Annotated in this window: 15 protein-coding genes and 1 riboswitch; of the genes, 6 read left to right on the top strand and 9 right to left on the bottom strand. The window is 65.4% G+C overall.

Annotated features, from left to right (window positions below; translation table 11 throughout):
* Position 1 precedes the first annotated feature (1 nt).
* From H1B27_RS20725 to H1B27_RS20715, 3 genes are read right to left on the bottom strand one after another with little or no spacing between them, the layout of a single operon-like run.
* A complete protein-coding gene (locus tag H1B27_RS20725; RefSeq protein ID WP_061882968.1) occupies positions 2-880 on the bottom strand; it encodes a sulfurtransferase in 879 nt (292 codons plus the stop codon).
* Positions 881-928: 48 nt separating this feature from the next.
* Entirely contained in the window at positions 929-2,062 is a 1,134-nt protein-coding gene (locus H1B27_RS20720) for an acyl-CoA dehydrogenase family protein (RefSeq protein ID WP_197967332.1), read from the bottom strand.
* 35 nt (positions 2,063-2,097) lie between these two features.
* Complete coding sequence (locus H1B27_RS20715) at positions 2,098-2,640, bottom strand: OsmC family protein (RefSeq protein WP_061882970.1); 543 nt, start codon at positions 2,638-2,640, stop codon at positions 2,098-2,100.
* A gap of 247 nt (positions 2,641-2,887) precedes the next feature.
* On the opposite strand from H1B27_RS20715, the gene H1B27_RS20710 reads away from it, so the two are divergent.
* Both H1B27_RS20710 and H1B27_RS20705 read left to right on the top strand, forming a co-directional pair.
* Complete coding sequence (locus tag H1B27_RS20710; RefSeq protein ID WP_061882971.1) at positions 2,888-3,541, top strand: TetR/AcrR family transcriptional regulator; 654 nt, start codon at positions 2,888-2,890, stop codon at positions 3,539-3,541.
* A 281-nt stretch (positions 3,542-3,822) separates the two neighbouring features.
* Positions 3,823-3,972: a hypothetical protein gene (locus tag H1B27_RS20705; RefSeq protein ID WP_197488810.1), complete on the top strand. Its 150-nt coding sequence runs from the start codon at positions 3,823-3,825 to the stop codon at positions 3,970-3,972.
* A gap of 6 nt (positions 3,973-3,978) precedes the next feature.
* On the opposite strand, the gene H1B27_RS20700 is transcribed toward H1B27_RS20705, so the two are convergent.
* The gene (locus tag H1B27_RS20700) at positions 3,979-4,365 is read right to left on the bottom strand and encodes a DoxX family protein (RefSeq protein WP_311976964.1); all 387 of its coding nucleotides are present in this window, start codon (positions 4,363-4,365) and stop codon (positions 3,979-3,981) included.
* Between the two features lie 235 nt (positions 4,366-4,600).
* The gene (locus tag H1B27_RS20695) at positions 4,601-5,809 is read right to left on the bottom strand and encodes a TrmJ/YjtD family RNA methyltransferase (RefSeq protein ID WP_197967331.1); all 1,209 of its coding nucleotides are present in this window, start codon (positions 5,807-5,809) and stop codon (positions 4,601-4,603) included.
* 335 nt (positions 5,810-6,144) lie between these two features.
* Here H1B27_RS20695 and H1B27_RS20690 point away from each other — a divergent pair, with 335 nt between their 5' ends.
* Positions 6,145-7,356, top strand: a complete 1,212-nt coding sequence (locus H1B27_RS20690; RefSeq protein WP_061882974.1) for an NADP-dependent isocitrate dehydrogenase — start codon at positions 6,145-6,147, stop codon at positions 7,354-7,356.
* Positions 7,357-7,520: 164 nt separating this feature from the next.
* Here H1B27_RS20690 and H1B27_RS20685 read toward each other — a convergent pair whose 3' ends face one another.
* Both H1B27_RS20685 and alaS read right to left on the bottom strand, forming a co-directional pair.
* A complete protein-coding gene (locus tag H1B27_RS20685; protein WP_197967330.1) occupies positions 7,521-8,747 on the bottom strand; it encodes a cyclic nucleotide-gated ion channel in 1,227 nt (408 codons plus the stop codon).
* Between the two features lie 6 nt (positions 8,748-8,753).
* Positions 8,754-11,432, bottom strand: a complete 2,679-nt coding sequence (alaS, locus tag H1B27_RS20680; RefSeq protein ID WP_197967329.1) for an alanine--tRNA ligase — start codon at positions 11,430-11,432, stop codon at positions 8,754-8,756.
* Between the two features lie 223 nt (positions 11,433-11,655).
* A riboswitch (glycine riboswitch) is annotated at positions 11,656-11,744 on the top strand.
* Between the two features lie 146 nt (positions 11,745-11,890).
* Here alaS and gcvT point away from each other — a divergent pair.
* From gcvT to gcvP, 3 genes are all read left to right on the top strand, one after another.
* Positions 11,891-13,039 (top strand): glycine cleavage system aminomethyltransferase GcvT, encoded by a 1,149-nt coding sequence (gene gcvT / locus H1B27_RS20675; protein ID WP_197967328.1) that lies wholly within the window; start codon positions 11,891-11,893, stop codon positions 13,037-13,039.
* A gap of 10 nt (positions 13,040-13,049) precedes the next feature.
* Complete coding sequence (gene gcvH, locus H1B27_RS20670) at positions 13,050-13,418, top strand: glycine cleavage system protein GcvH (protein ID WP_197967327.1); 369 nt, start codon at positions 13,050-13,052, stop codon at positions 13,416-13,418.
* A 162-nt stretch (positions 13,419-13,580) separates the two neighbouring features.
* Positions 13,581-16,448, top strand: coding sequence for an aminomethyl-transferring glycine dehydrogenase (gene gcvP, locus H1B27_RS20665; protein ID WP_197967357.1), 2,868 nt, complete (start codon positions 13,581-13,583; stop codon positions 16,446-16,448).
* Between the two features lie 235 nt (positions 16,449-16,683).
* Here the strand turns inward: gcvP and H1B27_RS20660 are convergent, their stop codons facing one another.
* Positions 16,684-17,676, bottom strand: a complete 993-nt coding sequence (locus H1B27_RS20660) for a hypothetical protein (RefSeq protein ID WP_197967326.1) — start codon at positions 17,674-17,676, stop codon at positions 16,684-16,686.
* Positions 17,677-17,778: 102 nt separating this feature from the next.
* Positions 17,779-18,867 carry a recombinase RecA gene (recA, locus tag H1B27_RS20655; RefSeq protein ID WP_061882979.1) on the bottom strand — a complete coding sequence of 363 codons (1,089 nt, stop codon included), beginning with the start codon at positions 18,865-18,867 and terminating at the stop codon, positions 17,779-17,781.
* Positions 18,868-18,949 lie beyond the last annotated feature (82 nt).

Genomic DNA, 18,949 nt, shown 5'->3' with positions numbered 1-18,949 from the left:
CTCAGGCCGCCTTGGTCGTCACGTCAGCTGCAATCGGCAATCCCTGCTCGATCGGCAGCGACGGATCGCGCGACCATTCGTTCCAGGAGCCGAAATACATCCGCACGTCCTTCACGCCGGCATTCTTCAGCGCCAGGAACGTGTTCGAGGCGCGCGCCCCCTTGAAGCAGTAGAGGTAGACCGGCGTGGTCTGCGAGATGCCGACGGTGGCGCATTCCGCCAGGATCTCGTCCTTGGACTTGAAGCGCGGCCCTTCGCCGGTTGGCTTCATCATGCGGTACCATTCCAGCCACACCGCGCCGGGAATGCGGCCCTTGCGCGGGCAGAAGTCCTTCCCATAAGGAGACGAGCTGTCGCCGATCCACTCGTCGACGTCGCGCACGTCGAGGATGGCGATGCCCGGCTTGCCGACGGCGGCGAGCATGGTCTTGGCGTCGATCAGGATCTCGCCGGCTTCAGGCACGATCGCGAACGAAGCCGCGGCCGGGGTCGGGACATCCTTGGTCACCGGGAAGCCCGCGGCCGACCAGGCATCGAAGCCGCCATGCAGCACCTTCACCTTGGGATAGCCGAGCATGGTGAGCAAGTAATAGCCGCGGCAGGACTGACCGAAGCCGGAATTCATCGACTGCTCGTAGATGACAGCCGTCTCCTTGCCGGAAAGTCCGGCGCCGCCGAACGCATCCGCGAACTTGGTCTTCAGCTCGGCCATGCCCTCGGGCGTGGAGGTTGCCAGGAACGTGAAAATCTCGTGCACGTTGACGGCGCCCGGCAGATGGCCGGCGGCGTAGGCGTCGGGATTGCGGGTGTCGATGACGACACACGGCTCAGTCTTCAAGAGATCGGCGAGTTCGACGGCAGTGATCAGGACGTCAGTCATGGCAGCCTCTCCGTTGAGGTTGGGGGTCTTCGGGTGGACTCGTAGAACTCAGGACTCAGCGAGCATCTTGCGCAGCTGCTTGGTGGCCGGCGTGACGATCGCGACGAAATAGGCCTCGCGCATGCGCCGCTGCGCGCGGTGGCTTTTGAGGTAGCCGCGCGCGCCACAATGCAGCATCGCCGCATGCGCCGCCGCGACGCTGGCCTCGCCGGCGCGAAGCCGCAGCGCGATCACCTTGCGCCAGTAGGTCTCCTCCTCGTTGTAGGGATCGCGCGCCAGCGCCATGGTCTCGGCCTCGAGTTCGGCGGCGAGATCGCGGAAATGCACCGGCTGCTGCGGCAGATAACGGTTGATATGGCCGAGGGGACTGTCGACCTCGTCCATGATGTTGATGCAATCCTTGATGAGGCCGAGCGCCATGCCGGCCTGGAGCAGGATGAAGCCGGCACGGATCTTCTTGACGAAGGGCCCGGCCGGATCGGCCAGGATCAGCTCGTCCGGCACGAACACGTCGCGGAACTGCACGCCATAAGTGCCGGTGCCGTCCATGGCAAGGAACGGCTTGCACGGCGTCAGCGTGATCGCGGGGTCCGAGCAGTCGGCCAGGAACATCACGGTGCCCGGCTCGCCACTTGCGGTGCCCTGGTCGTCCTCACGCTCGAAGATGGTGCCGAAATAATGGTCGGGACCGAGATTGGAGACCCAGGGCAGCGCGCCGCGCACGATATAGCCGCCCTCGACCTTGCGCCCCTTCAGCTTCAATTTCTCGATGCCGAAGAAGCTCTTCATGGGGTTGGAGAGCCCGGTGCCGCCGAGCACGCGCCCGGTCGAGAAGGCATCGCCGAAGCGTTTGGCGAGCTTGATGTTCGTCGAGTTCGCCGCGTACCAGACCAGGGTGTCCTGGCACCAGGCCATGAAGGCCGTGGCGCCGCAGACTTCCCCGATCGCGGCCATCGCCTGGATGGCGCAGCGTAGATCGGCGGGGCCTTCGTGCGGCACGTGACTGCCCCACGCTCCGACCGCGCCGAACTTGCGCAGCACCTCGGCCGGATAGACCGTACCGTCGTCGATACCAGCGACGAGCGGCGCGAGCTGCTCGCGCGCGATCCGCGCCACCTCGCCCGCAATGGACGGTGCGGGCTGATCCAGAACTGCGGCCCGCGATAAAGCCAGTGAACCCATGATCGTCTCCCGCACCTTGTCCTGATTGCCGCCTGCTAGATGCCGACCTCGAGATTGACCGGCCGGGTGAAGGTGTTGGCGACCGGCGACCATTTCTTCACATGGGCAACCAGCGCATTGATCTCGTCCTGCGAGACGCCCTCGCATTCCATGTCGACCTTGACGCGGACATCGGTGAATCCGACCGGCTTGTCGGAGGTGTCGCCGGTGCCCCAGACCGCGGTGATGTTGAGATCGCCTTCGAGCTCCAGCTCGAGCTTGTTGACGATCCAGCCGCGATGCACGGCATTGGCGTGCAGGCCGACCGCGAGGCAGGAGCCGAGCGCGGCGAGCGAGGCTTCGGACGGATTGGGCGCGGTGTCGTCGCCCAGCAGCCCCGGCGGCTCGTCGACGATGTAGGGCGGCAGGTTGCGGATGTAGTTGGCGTGGCGGAACTTGCCTTCCGCGACCGTCTTGCACTTCAAGGTCTTGATGACCTTCGGATTCGCCTTGCCGCTCGCGATCAGCTGCTCGAGCCCATTCTTGTCGATGGGCGCGAGGCACCCCGTCAGCACTGTCTTTTGAACGACGGCAGTCATCAGTCTTCTCCCTGGCAGAAGTGGAAATCGGTAGGATACCGAACGGTCTGTTTCCTTGCATGGAGCGTGCCAGAAGCAGCCAAAAGCGAAATGCGAAGCATTGGAGCCGCTTAAGCGTCGCTGCCTGCCGATTGGTCAGCCCCCTCCTGCTCAAAGCCGGAGCAGATGACTGAGCGGATGCGAATCTTTTCAGCGCCAACCAGATGCGGCTTGCTGATGTGATGCAGCTGCGATTAAGTTGCAGCCCATGGCAAAGACGTCATCGAAGAAGAATTCGAACTCGCCCCACGCCGGCGCAGGCGACGACGAATCCGCGCGCGGGCGCCTGCTCAGTGCCGCGACGCATCTGTTCTGCAAGAACGGCATCAACGCCACCGGCATCGATGCGATCATCGAGGAAGCCGGCACCGCGAAGACCACGCTCTACAAATTGTTCGGCTCCAAGACCAATCTCGTCAACGCCGTGCTGGAAAGCGAAGGCAAGCAGTGGCGCGAATGGTTCATCGGCGCCATGGAGCAAGGCGGCGGCGATGCACAGGCGAAGCTCACGCGCATCTTTCCCGCGCTGAAGAGCTGGTTCGCGGAGGAGCGCTTCTACGGTTGCCCCTTCATCAACGCGGTCGGCGAGCACGACAAGGACGCCAAGCAGTTTCGCAACATCGCGCTGAAGCACAAGAAGATCGTGCTCGGCCATATCGAGAAGCTCGCCGGCGAGCTCGGCTCGAACGAGCCTGCGGTGCTCGCGCATCAGCTTGGCCTGATCATCGATGGCGCGATCGTCGCAGCGATGATCTCGCGCGACCCGGGCGTGGCCGATACGGCGGCACTCACGGCAGGTCCCCTGCTCGGCCAATCCAAGCCGAAGAAGAAGCGGGCGGCGGAGCAACTCGAGGCGGTCTGAGTCCGTAAGGACGGCTAGGAAACGCAACCGATCCCGTCTCTTCAGCGTCACGCGGGTATTCGAATGATGGTGTCCGCGTCCAGTGGGTCAGCCAGGCTTACCGACTCCTCGACCTGCGCACTCGTCGTCGCCACGGAGGCGGGTGTCCGCAACCAGCAAGCTGCTCCGCGCGCATAGTGCGTGTGTTCCGGCGCGTTGCCACTCAGAAGACGACTTGCCGTGTCGGTTCCTTTGGGCGACACTGGCCATATTTCAGAGAACGTATTTTTCGAGAGGGCGTGATGCCCGAGATACTGGAAGTCATGCTGTGGTGTGCCGCGCTCGCGACGTGGCTGATGCTTCTCTTCGCGTTCCTGGGCGATGCCTTGAAGCCGCTCGCAAGGAGCATCCGTCGAGCGATCGAGGACGCATTCAAGCCCCACGTGAAGTGATGCCGTCTACGTTGCCCGGTCCAGGCTGAATCGGCCTGGCCCGGTGACGAAGATCAACATCGCGCCTCCCATGATCGAGATGTTCTTCAGGAAATTGTTGTATTGACCAATCTGCTGCGCCCCGGCGGGATATTCCCAGTAGCGGTGCGCGATCACTGTCGCCATCAGCACGAACACGAACATCAGAACTGCGCAGTAGCGCGTGCCGAGACCGAATATCAGACCAAGGGATATGAGGACCTCGACCGCTATGTTGATGATGGTGAACAGCTCAGGTGCTGGAAGGTTCAACGATCTGAAATAGCCCACCGAGCCGCCGAAATTGGATAGCGCTCCGTACGCGCTTCCGACGAATACCCACGCAAGCAGAATGCGGCCGATCAAGATCAGCACGCCCGCTCTCCTTGTGGCGAACTCGTCGAGCGCCCGCGACTCCAATTGGGATTTCACTGAAAGAATCCCCCTGCTGTCCACGACCGGCTGAACACGTCCACGGCGAGAGCCAGCCTAGCATGATTGGCGGATCGCACGAAGCGCTCAGACCGCGCGCAGGCCGAGCCGCCGCTCACGAGTGTCAGCGGAGTTGACGCATATTCGTGGGACGTAGCGGAGCGCCTGGAGCCTGCTGCTACGGAGCGCTCGATCCGTCGGCCATCATCGCCGCAAGCCGCACCAGCTCCGCCTCGATATCGCGCTCCACATCGGCTGCGCGGACGTCGAGCACCCGATAGTCCCGCGCCTCCAGCCAGGTCCGCCGGCCCGCGCGGTCGACCGCAATTGCCTCGCCCTCGCCCGGGTTGACCAGCTCGATCGCGATCCGATGCGGGAACGAGACGAAGTCCGGGATGTGGCGGCCGACCGGGGTCTGGCGCTTGAACTGGCCGGCGAAGCGACGGTCGCGCGTCAGCGCCTGCCACAGCAGGCGCTCGGCGTCGGTCGGGTTGCGGCGGAGCAGGCGAGCAAGGCCGCGCACGGTCGAGCCACTGTCGGGCACGCCGCCGCCCTGCCCGTGCTCGGCCAAGAGCGCGCGCAGGCGCGTGGCCTGCTCGCCGTCGAGCACGCCGCCCTTGGCCGGGCCCTTGCGTCCCTCCGCGATCGCCATCACCACCCCGTGCAGGGTGTGCATGTCCTGCTTGGTCGGCTCCATGCGGGTGAAGATGTTGCGCAGGTTCACCAGCATGGTGTCGCGCTTCTCGGCCGGGCGCAGGAATTCGACCTTGTCGAGCTCGCGCACGAGATTGTCGAAGAAGGCCTGCATCTGGTGCTGCGAGGCGCGCTCGGACCGTTCCGGCATGGCGTGCGGAAGCTCGCCCGACGTGGCCCGCTTGAACCATTCATAGCCGACCAGCAGCACGGCCTGGGCGAGATTGAGCGAGGCGAAGCCCGGATTGACCGGGAAGGTGATGATGCGGTTGGAGAGGCCGACCTCCTCGTTGGTCAGGCCCCAGCGCTCGCGGCCGAACAGGATGCCGCACCTGCCGCCGGTCGCGACGTGCCCGGCGATCTCGCTGGCTGCGGCTTCCGGCCCGACCACCGGCTTGGCCTGGTCGTGGGGGCGTGCCGTGGTGGCGAACAGGAGGTCGAGGTCGGCGACCGCCTGCTCCACCGTGTCGAACAATTCGACCTTCTCCAGAATATGGTCGGCGCCGGCCGCAGCGCGCTGGGCGGCGATGTTGGGCCAGCCGTCCCTGGGGTTGACGATGCGAAGCCGGCCGAGAGCAAAGTTGCCCATGGCGCGCGCGGCCATGCCGATGTTCTCGCCGAGCTGCGGCTCGACCAGGATGACGATGGGACCGTCGAGGGATAGACCCGCCTTGCTCTTGTCAGTCCCCGACATCTCGCTTCGCTTTCACACTGTCTCTCAAGGCCTTGGCCAGGCGCTCTCAGGAATTGATTCAAGCCGCGCCTTCCGGCCGGCCCTGCCCGCCTGTCGTTTGCCTGTCCTGACGAAATTCTCAAGGGAAATAACGGGTTGGATTCGACTTTTGAATCTCGCTGGGAACGCGAGCCCGGGCCCGACTGCGGCCCGGCCGGCCGCTCCCCATCTGCGGAAGCTTGATGAGCTAAAAGTGCATAATCCCTTGGCTTTCGCCCGCCGCGCGGCGATGCTAAGAGGCGGCGGATATTCCCGTGGCGCGCCAAAAGCGCCGTTCCCAAGAGGCTTCCCCGATCATGGCAAAAATCAAGGTATCCAATCCCGTCGTCGAACTCGATGGCGACGAGATGACCCGGATCATCTGGCAGTACATCAAGGACAAGCTGATCAACCCGTTCCTGGATGTCGAGCTGCTCTATTTCGACCTGGGGATGGAATACCGCGACCACACCAACGATCAGGTCACCATCGACGCCGCCGAGGCGATCAAGAAGGTCGGCGTCGGCGTCAAGTGCGCCACCATCACCCCGGACGAGGCCCGGGTGAAGGAGTTCAACCTCAAGCAGATGTGGAAGTCGCCGAACGGCACCATCCGCAACATCCTCGGCGGCGTGATCTTCCGCGAGCCGATCATCTGCAAGAACGTGCCGCGCCTGGTTCCCGGCTGGACCAAGCCGATCATCATCGGCCGCCACGCCTATGGTGACCAGTACCGCGCCACCGACATCAAGTTCCCGGGCAAGGGTACCCTCTCGCTGAAGTTCGTCGGCGAGGACGGCACCGTGATCGAGAAGGAAGTGTTCAAGGCCCCCGGCGCCGGCGTCGCCATGGAGATGTACAATCTCGACGACTCCATTATCGATTTCGCGCGCGCCTCCTTCAACTACGGCCTGCTCCGTAATTACCCGGTGTACCTGTCGACCAAGAACACGATCCTCAAGGTCTATGACGGCCGCTTCAAGGACATCTTCCAGGAGATCTTCGACAAGGAGTTCAAGAAGGACTTCGACGCCAAGGGCCTGACCTACGAGCACCGCCTGATCGACGACATGGTGGCCTCGGCGCTGAAATGGTCCGGCGGCTATGTCTGGGCCTGCAAGAACTACGACGGCGACGTGCAGTCCGACACCGTCGCGCAGGGCTACGGCTCGCTCGGCCTGATGACCTCGGTGCTGCTCACGCCCGACGGCAAGACCGTCGAAGCCGAAGCCGCCCACGGCACGGTGACCCGGCACTACCGCGAGCACCAGAAGGGCAAGGAGACCTCGACCAACTCGATCGCGTCGATCTTCGCCTGGACCCGTGGCCTCGCCCACCGCGCCAAGCTCGACAACAATGCCGAGCTGGCGAAGTTCGCGAGCACGCTGGAGAAGGTCTGCGTCGACACCGTCGAGGCCGGCTACATGACCAAGGACCTCGCGCTCCTGGTCGGCGCCGACCAGCGCTGGCTCTCGACCACGGGCTTCCTCGACAAGGTCGCGGAGAACCTGACGAAAGAGCTGGCGTAAGCTCAACTGTCATGCCCCGGCTCGACCGGGGCATCCAGTACGCCGCAGCCCATCGGCTGACTCACCGCCGCCTCTGGAATACTGGGTCGTCCGGTCAAGCCGGACGACGACAGCGGAGGCGGCGTTGGCCGCTCCCCATATCTTCGAAGGTACGAGCGTTGGCCTCAGCCCGCTCCGCCTTCCTCCCCCGCCTGCGCCAGCTCCGCCAGCGCGAGATCGCCGGTGTCGGCGAGCCGTGCCTTGGCGGTGGTGTGGACATGGTCGGCCAGCGTCGGCATGCGCTCGATCAGCGCGTGAAAATCCTGGGCGTCGAGCACGAGCAGCCGGGTCTTGCGGGTCGCCGTCACCGTGCCGCTGCGTTTTGTTTTGTGCAGCAGCGCGATCTCGCCGAAGAAGGTGCCGTCGCTAAGGCGCACATGCTGGCTCGGCAGCGCGATCTCGACCTCGCCGGCGGTGATGAAATACATCGACGAGGCGACATCGCCCCGCCGCACCAGGATCTCGCCCTGCTCGATGGTGCGCGCCCGCAATAGGCGCATGATGTCGGCGATCTCCGCCGCCGACAGATGCGAGAACAGCGGCACCCGCGCCAGCATGCCCCAGGTGACGACGAAATCGCGCCGCTTCACCTCTTCCGCGAATGCGGTCGAGATGATCGCGACCGGCAGCGCGATCATGGCGAAGCCGGCGACGATGGCGAAGGTGGAGACGAACTTGCCGAGCGGCGTCACCGGCACGACGTCGCCATAGCCGACGGTGCCGAGCGTGACGATCGCCCACCACATCGCCTGCGGAATGGTGCCGAGCTTGTCCGGCTGCACGTCGCGCTCGATGGCGTAGAGCAGCGAGGCGAAGGTCAGCACCGCGCCGATCAGGATGACGATGCAGCCGATCAGCGCGCGCCGCTCGGCATGCACGGCCGCAAGCAGCGAGCGCATCGCCGGCGAATAGCGGATCAGCTTGAAGAACGGCAGCACGCCGAGCGCGGCCAGCGTCGCATGCCCGCCGGTGGCGAGCACGATTGCGGCGGGCAGGAACGCCATGAGATCGATGATGCCGAGCGCGGAGAAGGCGTAGCCGAGCCGGTCGGCCAGCGCGGAGCCCTTGCGCTGGGTGTGCCCCGCCACCGTCCACAGCCGCGCCGCATATTCCAGCGCGAACACGATCACGGACAGGACGGTGATGGCTGCGAACAGCGTGCCGAACTGCGCATCGAGCTCCGGCACCGAGGCGAGGATCATCGCGGCCACATTGAGCACGATGATCCCGATGATCAGCTGGATGAAGCGCGACCCGACCGAATAGGCCAAGGGATCGTGCTCCAGCAGATCGTAGAGGCGATCCCGAAATTCGGGATCGCGAAGCCCACGTCCGCGCGGAACGGGGGCCATGGCGACTTAAGCGCCCGCCATCGCTTTTTCGATCGCGGTGAGCGCGGCGGCCGCCTTGGCGCCATCGGGGCCGCCGGCCTGGGCCATGTCGGGCCGGCCGCCGCCGCCCTTGCCGCCAAGCGCCTCGGAGGCGATGCGCACGAGGTTCACGGCGTTGAAGCGCGCGGTCAGGTCCTGCGTCACGCCGACCACCACACCGGCCTTGCCGTCCTCGGTGACGCCGACGATGGCGACGACGCCCGAGCCGATCTGCTTCTTGCCGTCGTCGGCGAGGCTCTTGAGATCCTTCATCTCGATGCCTTCCACGGCACGCGCCATCAGCTTGACGTCGCCGACCTCGCGCACGCCCGAGGCTGCGCCGTTGCCGGCAGATGCGCCGCCGCCCATTGCGAGCTTCTTGCGGGCGTCGGACAGCTCGCGCTCGAGCTTCTTGCGATCCTCCATCAGCGCGGCGATGCGCGCCGGCACGTCGTCGAGAGAGGTGCGCAGCTCGTTCGCCGCGGTCTTCGCCAGCGCCATGGTCTCGTTGGCGTGCCTGCGCGCGTAATTCCCGGTCAGCGCCTCGATGCGGCGCACGCCCGAGGCGACCGCGCTTTCGCCCGTCAGCGTGATCAGGCCGATATCGCCGGTGCGCTTCACGTGGGTGCCGCCGCAGAGCTCGACCGACCAGCCGAGCGCGTTGGCGCCGCGCTCGCGCGCAGTCCTGCCCATCGAGACGACGCGGACCTCGTCGCCGTATTTCTCGCCAAACAGCGCACGTGCACCGGCCTCGCGGGCCTCGTCCACGCCCATGATGCGGGTCGTGACCTCGTCGTTCTCCAGCACAACGTCGTTGGCGATGTCCTCGACGCGGGCGAGCTCCTCCGGCGTGATCGGCTTCGGATGCACGAAGTCGAAACGCAAGCGGTCGGGCGCGACCATCGAGCCGCGCTGGGCGATGTGATCGCCGAGCACCTGGCGCAGCGCCTCGTGAATGAGGTGGGTCGCCGAGTGATGCGCGCGGATCGAGGAGCGCCGCGAATGATCGACCTCGAGCTGCAGCGCGCTGCCGAGCCTGATTTCGCCGCTCTCGACCGTGCCGATGTGAACGAAGAAATCGCCGAGCTTCTTCTGCGTGTCGGTGACGCGGAACTTGACGCCGCCCTCACCCGTCAGCACGCCGGTGTCGCCGACCTGGCCGCCGGACTCCGCATAGAACGGCGTCTGGTTGAGCACGATCGCGCCCGTCTCGCCGGCCTTGAGGCTGGCGACTTCGTGGCCGTCCTTGACCAGCGCGGACACCACGCCTTCGGCGCTCTCGGTCTCGTAGCCCAGGAACTCGGTCGCACCCAGCTTCTCGCGCAGCGGGAACCAGACCGCCTCGGAAGCCGCCTCACCCGAGCCCTTCCAGGACTCGCGCGCCTTCACCTTCTGGCGCTCCATCGCATCCGTGAACGCCGCCTGGTCGACGCCGATGCCGCGCGACTTCAGCGCGTCCTGCGTCAGGTCCAGCGGGAAGCCGTAGGTGTCGTAGAGCGTGAAGGCGACGTCGCCGTCGAACATGTCGCCCTTCTTCAGGCCCGCGCTCTTCTCATCCAGAATGGCCAAGCCGCGCGAAAGAGTCTTGCGGAAGCGGGTTTCTTCCAGCCGCAGCGTTTCCTCGATCAGATTCTCCGCGCGCATCAGGTCGGGATAGGCCTGGCCCATCTCGCGCACCAGCGCCCAGACCAGCCGATGCATCAGCGGCTCTTTCGCACCCAGCAGCTGCGCATGGCGCATCGCGCGGCGCATGATCCGGCGCAGCACGTAGCCGCGGCCCTCGTTCGAAGGCAGCACGCCGTCGGCGACGAGGAACGCGGAGGAGCGCAGATGGTCGGCGATGACACGGAACGAGGCCACGGTCTGCTCGTTCGGCCCGGTGCCGAGCGCGGACGCCGTCGCATCGATCAGGTTCTTGAACAGGTCGGTCTCGAACACGCTCTCGACGCCCTGGAGGATGCAGGCCATGCGCTCCAGGCCCATGCCGGTGTCGATCGAGGGACGCGGCAGCGGCTGGCGCTCCTCCTTCGTCACCTGCTCGAACTGCATGAACACGAGATTCCAGAATTCGAGGAAGCGGTCGCCGTCCTCCTCCGGCGAGCCCGGGGGCCCGCCCCAGATGTGCTCGCCGCGGTCGATGAAGATCTCCGAGCACGGGCCGCACGGTCCGGTGTCGCCCATCGCCCAGAAATTGTCCGAGGTCGGGATGCGGATGATGCGGTCTTCGGAGAAGCCGGCGATCTTCTTCCACAGCCCCGCCGCCTCGTCGTCGGTGTGGTAGACCGTGACGAGCAGCTTGTCCTTCTTCAGCCCGAACTCGGTGGTGATCAGCTTCCAGGCGAGCTCGATCGCGCGCTCCTTGAAATAGTCGCCGAACGAGAAATTGCCGAGCATCTCGAAGAAGGTGAGATGGCGCGCGGTGTAGCCGACATTGTCGAGGTCGTTGTGCTTGCCGCCGGCGCGCACGCATTTTTGCGAGGTGGTGGCGCGCTGATAGGGCCGCTTCTCCACGCCCGTGAAGACGTTCTTGAACTGCACCATGCCGGCATTGGTGAACATCAACGTGGGGTCGTTGCGCGGCACCAATGGCGAGGACGGCACGATCTCGTGGCCGTTCTCGGCAAAGAAGTTCAGAAAGGTCGACCTGATCTCGTTGACGCCGCTCATGTTCATCCAATCGGGTGTGCTTGGACCCGCTTCCTGCCATCCAAACCAGAGGTTAGGGCTGATATCTGCGGGCCAGAGCGCTTTTAGACAAGGCCTGCTTCAGTGTCCAGAAACTGTGCAAGGAGATCAGAGGGTTGCCGCAGGCGCGCAATCCCGGTTGAAAAGGCGAAACCGCCGCGTTGACAGGCTTGGCCGGCCTGTGGTCTGTAACCATCTATATCGTACGGCCACGTCGGGAGAGACCGGCTTCACTGCCGGCGCCGAAGGAGCAACCGCCCCGGAAACTCTCAGGCAAAAGGACCGCGTGGCTTTGACAGCATCTGGAAAGAGGCGCCGACGGGCCTAACAACCCGGGTGGCACCCGCCGACGGGATAATACTCTCAGGCACAGCGACAGATGGGGCTTCGACAGGTTGGCCCGGGGAATCGTCCCCGGGGAACCGCCGAGGACCCCTGTGATGCCAGTACCCGACGACCAGAAATCGCTCCGACAGACGCCCCTCCACGCCCTGCATGTGTCCCTCGGCGGCAAGATGGTGCCGTTCGCCGGCTACGACATGCCCGTGCAGTATCCTGCCGGCGTGCTGAAGGAGCACCTCCATACGCGCGCCGCGGCCGGCCTGTTCGACGTCTCCCATATGGGCCAGCTCGCGCTCCGGCCGAAGTCCGGCAAGGTCGAGGACGCCGCCCGCGCGCTGGAACGGCTGGTGCCGCAGGACATCGTGGCGATTGCGCCGGGACGGCAGCGCTACGCTCAGTTCACCAATGCGGACGGCGGGATCCTCGACGATCTCATGGTCGCCAATTTCGGCGATCGCCTGTTCCTGGTCGTCAACGCCGCCTGCAAGGAGGCTGACGAGGCGCATCTGCGCGCGCACCTCGCGGACGACTGCGTCATCGATTCTCTTGCCGACCGCGCGCTGATCGCGCTGCAGGGCCCGAAGGCGGAAGCGGCGCTGGCGAAATTGTGTGCAGAGGCGCCGTCGATGACATTCATGGATGCCGGCCCGCATGAGGTCGCCGGCGTCAAATGCTTCGTCTCGCGCTCCGGCTATACCGGCGAGGACGGCTTCGAAATCTCCGTTCCCGCCGCGGACGCCGAGCGCCTGACCAGGACGCTGCTCGAAAATCCGGACGTGCTGCCGATCGGCCTCGGCGCCCGCGACAGCCTGCGGCTTGAAGCCGGGCTTTGCCTCTACGGTCACGACATCGACACGGCGACGACGCCGGTCGAGGCCGCGCTGGAATGGTCGGTGCAGAAGAGCCGCCGCAGCGGCGGGTTGCGCGCCGGCGGTTTTCCCGGCGCCGAGAAGATCCTTGCGCATTTCGATAGCGGCGCATCCCGCCGCCGTGTCGGCCTGCGCGCCGAAGGCCGCGCGCCGGTGCGCGAGGGCGCGCCGCTGTTTGCGGACGCGGCCGGCGGCGAGCCGATCGGCAAGGTCACCTCGGGCGGTTTCGGCCCGAGCCTGAATGCGCCGGTCGCGATGGGCTATGTGCCCACGAATCTGAGCGCGCTCGGCACAAAACTCTTCGCCGAGGTGCGCGGCCAGCGCCTGCCGCTCGCAGTCGCCGCCATGCCCTTCGTGAAAAACACTTACAAACGCTGAGGACAAGACAATGACCACGACGCTGTACACCTCCGACCACGAATGGCTCGCGATCGACGGCGATACCGCCACGGTCGGCATCACCGACTACGCCCAGCAGCAGCTCGGCGACGTCGTATTCGTCGAATTGCCCAAGGTCGGCCGGAGCTTGAAGAAGGCCGAAGCCGCCGCGGTCGTGGAATCGGTGAAAGCCGCCTCCGACGTCTACGCGCCTGTTACGGGCGAAGTGCTCGAGGCCAACGAGGCGCTCGCCGCCGAACCGGCGCTGGTGAACTCGGATGCGCAGGGCGCGGCCTGGTTCTTCAAGATCAAGATGGCAGACAAGAGCGAACTAGGCAGCCTCATGGATGAGGCTGCCTACAAGGCGCACACGGCGTGAGATGACGAGGACAGGCGCCTCATACTCAGTGTCATCACCCGCGAAGGCGGGTGATCCAGTACGCCGCGGCCTCTCGGTTCAATCCGCGCTGCTGGTGAGTGCTGGATGCCCCGCCTTCGCGGGGCATGACACCGACAGCCAAATCTAAAGCGAGGACCCATGATGACCGCGCACCGCAAATCCAACGGCGACACCGCCGCCTCTTTCGTCCGCCGCCACATCGGCCCCTCGGCGCGCGATGTCACCGCGATGCTTGAAACGGTCGGCGCCAAGAGCGTCGACGCGCTCATGGACGAGACGCTGCCGGCGTCGATCCGGCAGGCCGCTCCGCTCGATCTCGGCAAGCCCTTGAGCGAGACCGAGGCGATCGCGCATATGGGCGAGCTCGCAGCCCAGAACCAGGTCTTCACCTCGCTGATCGGTCAAGGCTATTCCGGCACGATCCTGCCCGCGGTGATCCAGCGCAACATCCTGGAGAATCCGGCCTGGTACACGGCCTATACGCCCTACCAGCCCGAGATCAGCCAGGGCCGGCTGGAAGCGCTGCTCAACTTCCAGACCATGATCTGCGACCTCACCGGGCTCGACGTCGCCAACGCCTCGCTGCTCGACGAGGCCACCGCCGCCGCCGAAGCCATGGCGCTCGCCGAGCGGCACTCGCAGGTCAAGGCGAAAGCGTTCTTCGTCGACAAGGACATCCATCCGCAGACGCTCGCGGTGATGCGCACCCGCGCCGAGCCGCTGGGCTGGACCCTGATTGTCGGCGATCCCCTCACCGATCTCGCCGAGAGCGACGTGCTCGGCGCGCTGCTGCAATATCCGGGAACGTCGGGCGCTTTGCGCGACCTCAGGCCCGCGATCGCGGCGCTGAAGGCCAAGGGCGCGCTTGCGATCATTGCCGCTGACCTGCTGGCATTGACGCTGCTGGCCTCGCCCGGCGAGCTGGGTGCCGACATCGCGATCGGCTCGGCGCAGCGCTTCGGCGTACCGATGGGCTATGGCGGGCCGCATGCGGCCTATATGGCGGTGCGCGATGCGCTGAAGCGCTCGCTGCCCGGCCGCATCGTCGGCCTCTCCGTCGACTCCCGCGGGATGCCGGCCTACCGCCTCGCGCTGCAGACGCGCGAGCAGCACATCCGCCGCGAGAAGGCAACCTCCAACATCTGCACCGCGCAGGTGCTGCTCGCCGTGATCGCCTCGATGTACGCGGTCTATCACGGCCCCGAGGGGCTCTCGCAGATCGCGCGCAACGTCCACCGCCGCACCGCCGTGCTCGCGAGCGGCCTGCGCAAGCTCGGCTTTGCGCCGCAGTCCGAAAACTTCTTCGACACGCTCAGCGTCGATGCCGGCGCCAGGCGCGCCGAGATCGTCGCGCGCGCCGTGGCCGAACAGATCAATCTCGGCATCGGTGATGCGGCTCTGCGCATCGCGCTCGACGAGACCACGACGCCTGCGACGGTGGAAGCGGTCTGGCGCGCCTTCGGCGGCACCTTCGCTTATGCCGAGATCGACGCCGGCACGCGCGAGGCGCTGCCGGAGACGCTGAAGCGCACCACCCCGTTCCTCACCCATCCGGTCTTCCACGCGCATCGCTCGGAGACCGAGATGCTGCGCTACATGCGCAAGCTCAGCGATCGCGATCTCGCGCTCGACCGCGCCATGATCCCGCTCGGCTCCTGCACCATGAAGCTGAACGCGACCACCGAGATGATGCCGCTGACCTGGCCGGAATTTGGCTCGCTGCATCCGTTCGTCCCGCGCGAGCAGGCGAGCGGCTATCACGCGCTGTTCGCGCGGCTGGAAAGATGGCTGTGCGACATCACCGGCTATGACGCGATCTCGCTGCAGCCGAATTCGGGCGCGCAGGGCGAGTATGCCGGGCTGCTCGCGATCCGCGGCTATCACGCCGCGCGCGGGGAGAGCCACCGCAAGATCTGCCTGATCCCCTCCTCTGCCCATGGCACCAACCCGGCCTCGGCCGCGATGGCCGGCATGGACGTGGTCGTGGTCGCCTGCGAGAAGAACGGCGACGTCGACGTTGGTGATCTCCGCGCCAAGGCGGAGAAGCATTCGAACGACCTCGCCGCGGTCATGATCACCTATCCCTCGACGCACGGCGTGTTCGAGGAGCATATCCGCGAGATCTGCGACATCGTCCACGCCCATGGCGGCCAGGTGTATCTCGACGGCGCCAACCTGAACGCGCAGGTCGGCTTGTCCCGGCCGGGCGACTACGGCGCCGACGTCAGCCATCTCAACCTGCACAAGACCTTCTGCATCCCGCATGGCGGCGGCGGCCCCGGCATGGGCCCGATCGGCGTCAAGGCGCATCTCGCGCCGTTCCTGCCCGGACATCCCGCAACAGACGACGAAGCACCGGTCGGCCCGGTCTCGGCCGCGCCGTTCGGCTCGGCGTCGATCCTGACCATCTCCTACATCTACATCCTGATGATGGGCGGCGAAGGACTGAAACGCGCGACCGAGATCGCGATCCTCAACGCCAACTACATCGCAGCGCGGCTCGATGCGCACTTCCCGGTGCTCTACAAGAACGAGAAGGGCCGCGTCGCGCATGAGTGCATCGTCGACCCGCGGCCGCTGAAGACGACCTCAGGCGTCACCGTCGACGACATCGCCAAGCGGCTGATCGACTACGGCTTCCACGCGCCCACCATGAGCTTCCCGGTGCCGGGCACGCTGATGATCGAGCCGACCGAGTCGGAATCGAAGGCGGAGCTGGATCGTTTTTGCGACGCCATGATTGCGATCCGGAAGGAGATCGCCGAGGTCGAGGCCGGCCGCTTCAAGATCGAAGCCTCCCCCTTGCGTCACGCCCCGCACACCGTGCACGACATCGCCGATGACGATTGGAATCGCGCCTACACCCGCAGCGAAGGCTGCTTCCCCAACGGCGTCTCGCGCACCGACAAGTATTGGTGCCCCGTGGGCCGCGTCGACAACGTCTACGGCGACCGCAACCTCGTCTGCTCCTGCCCGCCGGTGAGCGATTACGCGCAAGCCGCGGAGTAGGATTTGTAGGGTGGTTAGCGGGCGGTCGCGCGAAGCGCAGGCCGCCGACGTAACCCACCACTTCAGCTTCGCGGAGATAAACAGTGGTGGATTACGCCTTCGGCTAATCCACCCTACAACACCGAAATGCGCCGCTAAAGCATGATCCGGAAAAGTGCGCAGCGGTTTTCCGAAAAGATCATGCTTAAACAACAACCTAAAGCGCGATGACGATTCATCCTAATCGCATCGCGCTTTAGGGCGCGATCAACGACTGGCGCTCGCCATCCCAGCGCCAAAGCCGTTCACTGGTGAGAAGCGTGCCGCCCCACCAGCGTTTGATCGGGTTGGGACCGCGAAAATCTTCCCGGCCCGCCAGGACCGCCTCGCCAAACTCCGTCAGCGACAGCCGGCTCCGGCGAAAGGCAGCATTACGACTTCTCGCGTTGTCCGGATCGAGTGTCGCCAGCTTGCCGTCCAGACCCGCGATCGCCGGCGCCGGGCCAAATGCGAGCCCTTCGAGCAACGCGCCCAACTCCCACGGATCGAACACGCGTGTTGCCAGCGCGCCCGGCCGAAACAGCTCATCGGTGCGACTGTGTCCGCCTGCAATCCGCTCGAGAAGCCGCGTCTCCGTCGCGCCCAGTCCCGTCGCCGGCGACGGCAGTTCTGCGAGCAGGTCTTCCATCGCCGGCTTCAGGAAAGACAGCTTGCCGAGCGGCCTGTCGAGCAGCCCGGCGCAAAGCTCGGGCGTCGGCGCGCGGTAAGCTTCCCAGGCCATGCTGGCGATCCCAAGATCGCTTTCCACGATATCGACCTGCCGCACGTCACGGTGACGAAGCTCTGAGGGATCTGCTCCGCGCAGATCGAAATCGACGCGTCGCAATCTCAGCTTCTCCGTGATGGATGGTTCGGAACGCAAGTAATCGAGGAGCCAGATCAACTGCAATTGACTATTGGGTTCGGGATCGAACCACAGTTCGATGAGATCGACCCCGTAGGTTTCGCAGACCCAGAGCAACGCACCCGCCCGATCCTGGCGCCTGAGAAGGGGCGATTGACGGACGCCGACGCAATCCGACCAGTGCATCCCGTTAGACCACCACCTGGAGGCGAGATAGCTACTGAGGTGGTCAGCCGTGGGAAGTGGCCCGGAAGCGAAGCGATAGATGAAGGGGACGACCATGTCGGCGCGATCGGCGTGGGCAAGACCGACGCCGGACGAGCTGGTCAAGATCACACGCTTCATCTCGACGCGTCCTTCCTCACGCCAAACGAAACGGGCACCGATGACGTCGGCAACTCAACGTCCTCAGTGCCCGCTCCTCGCGAAAACTCGACTGCTTGAAACTTACTCGTCCGCCGGCTCCTCGCCGTCGGCGTCGCGCTCCGGCGTGCCGGCGAGAATCTGCTCGGCGATCAGGCCGGAGTTCTGGCGGATCGCGGTCTCGATCTTGGCGGTGATATCGGGATTGGCCTTCAGGAACGCTTTCGAGTTCTCGCGGCCCTGGCCGAGGCGCTGGCTGTCATAGGAGAACCAGGCACCGGACTTCTCGACGATGCCGGCCTTGACGCCGAGATCGAGGATCTCGCCCATCTTGGAGACGCCCTCGCCGTACATGATGTCGAACTCGACCTGCTTGAACGGCGGCGCCAGCTTGTTCTTCACCACCTTGACGCGGGTGGTGTTGCCGACGACTTCGTCGCGCTCCTTGATCGCGCCGATGCGGCGGATGTCGAGGCGGACGGAGGCGTAGAATTTCAGCGCATTGCCGCCGGTCGTCGTTTCCGGCGAGCCGTACATCACACCGATCTTCATGCGGATCTGGTTGATGAAGATCACCATGGTGTTGGACTTGTTGATGGAGGCCGTGAGCTTGCGCAGCGCCTGGCTCATCAGGCGGGCCTGCAGACCCGGCAGCGCATCGCCCATCTCGCCCTCAAGCTCGGCCTTCGGCACCAGCGCCGCGACCGAATCGATCACCATCACGTCGACCGCGCCCGAACGCACCAGCGTGTCGCAGATTTCCAGCGCCTGCTCGCCGGTGTCGGGCTGCGAGATCAGGAGCTCGTCGATGTTGACGCCGAGCTTGCGGGCATAGACCGGGTCGAGCGCGTGCTCGGCGTCGATGAAGGCGCAGATGCCGCCCTTCTTCTGCGCTTCCGCCACCGTATGCAGCGCCAGCGTGGTTTTGCCCGAGGATTCCGGCCCGTAGATCTCGACGATACGTCCCTTGGGCAGGCCGCCGATGCCGAGCGCGATGTCGAGCCCGAGCGAGCCGGAGGACACCGCCTCGATGTCCATGGACCGGTCGTTCTTGCCGAGCTTCATCACCGAGCCCTTGCCGAACTGGCGCTCGATCTGGGAGAGCGCGGCGGCCAGAGCTTTACTCTTGTCCATGGAAGATCCTTCGACGATACGCAGGGCAGTTGCGGACATTGGGTCGTGCTCCTTATGGCGAGGATTCGCGTGAGGGACAAACAATTGGCGAGGCAGCTCGGCGATAAAAGCAATGTACCCT

The sequence above is a fragment of the Bradyrhizobium diversitatis genome, from assembly GCF_016031635.1.
Classification (GTDB): domain Bacteria; phylum Pseudomonadota; class Alphaproteobacteria; order Rhizobiales; family Xanthobacteraceae; genus Bradyrhizobium; species Bradyrhizobium diversitatis.
The sequence above is the reverse complement of the archived record's forward strand: the minus strand, read 5'-3'. Positions and strand labels throughout refer to the sequence as shown.

Bases quoted from the DNA above. Each gene is read 5' to 3' on its own strand.
- H1B27_RS20695 (WP_197967331.1), bottom strand. From the start codon at position 5,809: ATGTCGGGGACTGACAAGAGCAAGGCGGGTCTATCCCTCGACGGTCCC.
- H1B27_RS20720 (WP_197967332.1), bottom strand. From the start codon at position 2,062: ATGGGTTCACTGGCTTTATCGCGGGCCGCAGTTCTGGATCAGCCCGCA.
- H1B27_RS20715 (WP_061882970.1), bottom strand. From the start codon at position 2,640: ATGACTGCCGTCGTTCAAAAGACAGTGCTGACGGGGTGCCTCGCGCCC.
- recA (WP_061882979.1), bottom strand. From the start codon at position 18,867: ATGTCCGCAACTGCCCTGCGTATCGTCGAAGGATCTTCCATGGACAAG.
- H1B27_RS20690 (WP_061882974.1), top strand. From the start codon at position 6,145: ATGGCAAAAATCAAGGTATCCAATCCCGTCGTCGAACTCGATGGCGAC.
- alaS (WP_197967329.1), bottom strand. From the start codon at position 11,432: ATGAGCGGCGTCAACGAGATCAGGTCGACCTTTCTGAACTTCTTTGCC.
- gcvP (WP_197967357.1), top strand. From the start codon at position 13,581: ATGACCGCGCACCGCAAATCCAACGGCGACACCGCCGCCTCTTTCGTC.
- H1B27_RS20705 (WP_197488810.1), top strand. From the start codon at position 3,823: ATGCCCGAGATACTGGAAGTCATGCTGTGGTGTGCCGCGCTCGCGACG.
- H1B27_RS20660 (WP_197967326.1), bottom strand. From the start codon at position 17,676: ATGAAGCGTGTGATCTTGACCAGCTCGTCCGGCGTCGGTCTTGCCCAC.
- H1B27_RS20685 (WP_197967330.1), bottom strand. From the start codon at position 8,747: ATGGCCCCCGTTCCGCGCGGACGTGGGCTTCGCGATCCCGAATTTCGG.
- H1B27_RS20710 (WP_061882971.1), top strand. From the start codon at position 2,888: ATGGCAAAGACGTCATCGAAGAAGAATTCGAACTCGCCCCACGCCGGC.
- gcvH (WP_197967327.1), top strand. From the start codon at position 13,050: ATGACCACGACGCTGTACACCTCCGACCACGAATGGCTCGCGATCGAC.
- H1B27_RS20725 (WP_061882968.1), bottom strand. From the start codon at position 880: ATGACTGACGTCCTGATCACTGCCGTCGAACTCGCCGATCTCTTGAAG.
- gcvT (WP_197967328.1), top strand. From the start codon at position 11,891: ATGCCAGTACCCGACGACCAGAAATCGCTCCGACAGACGCCCCTCCAC.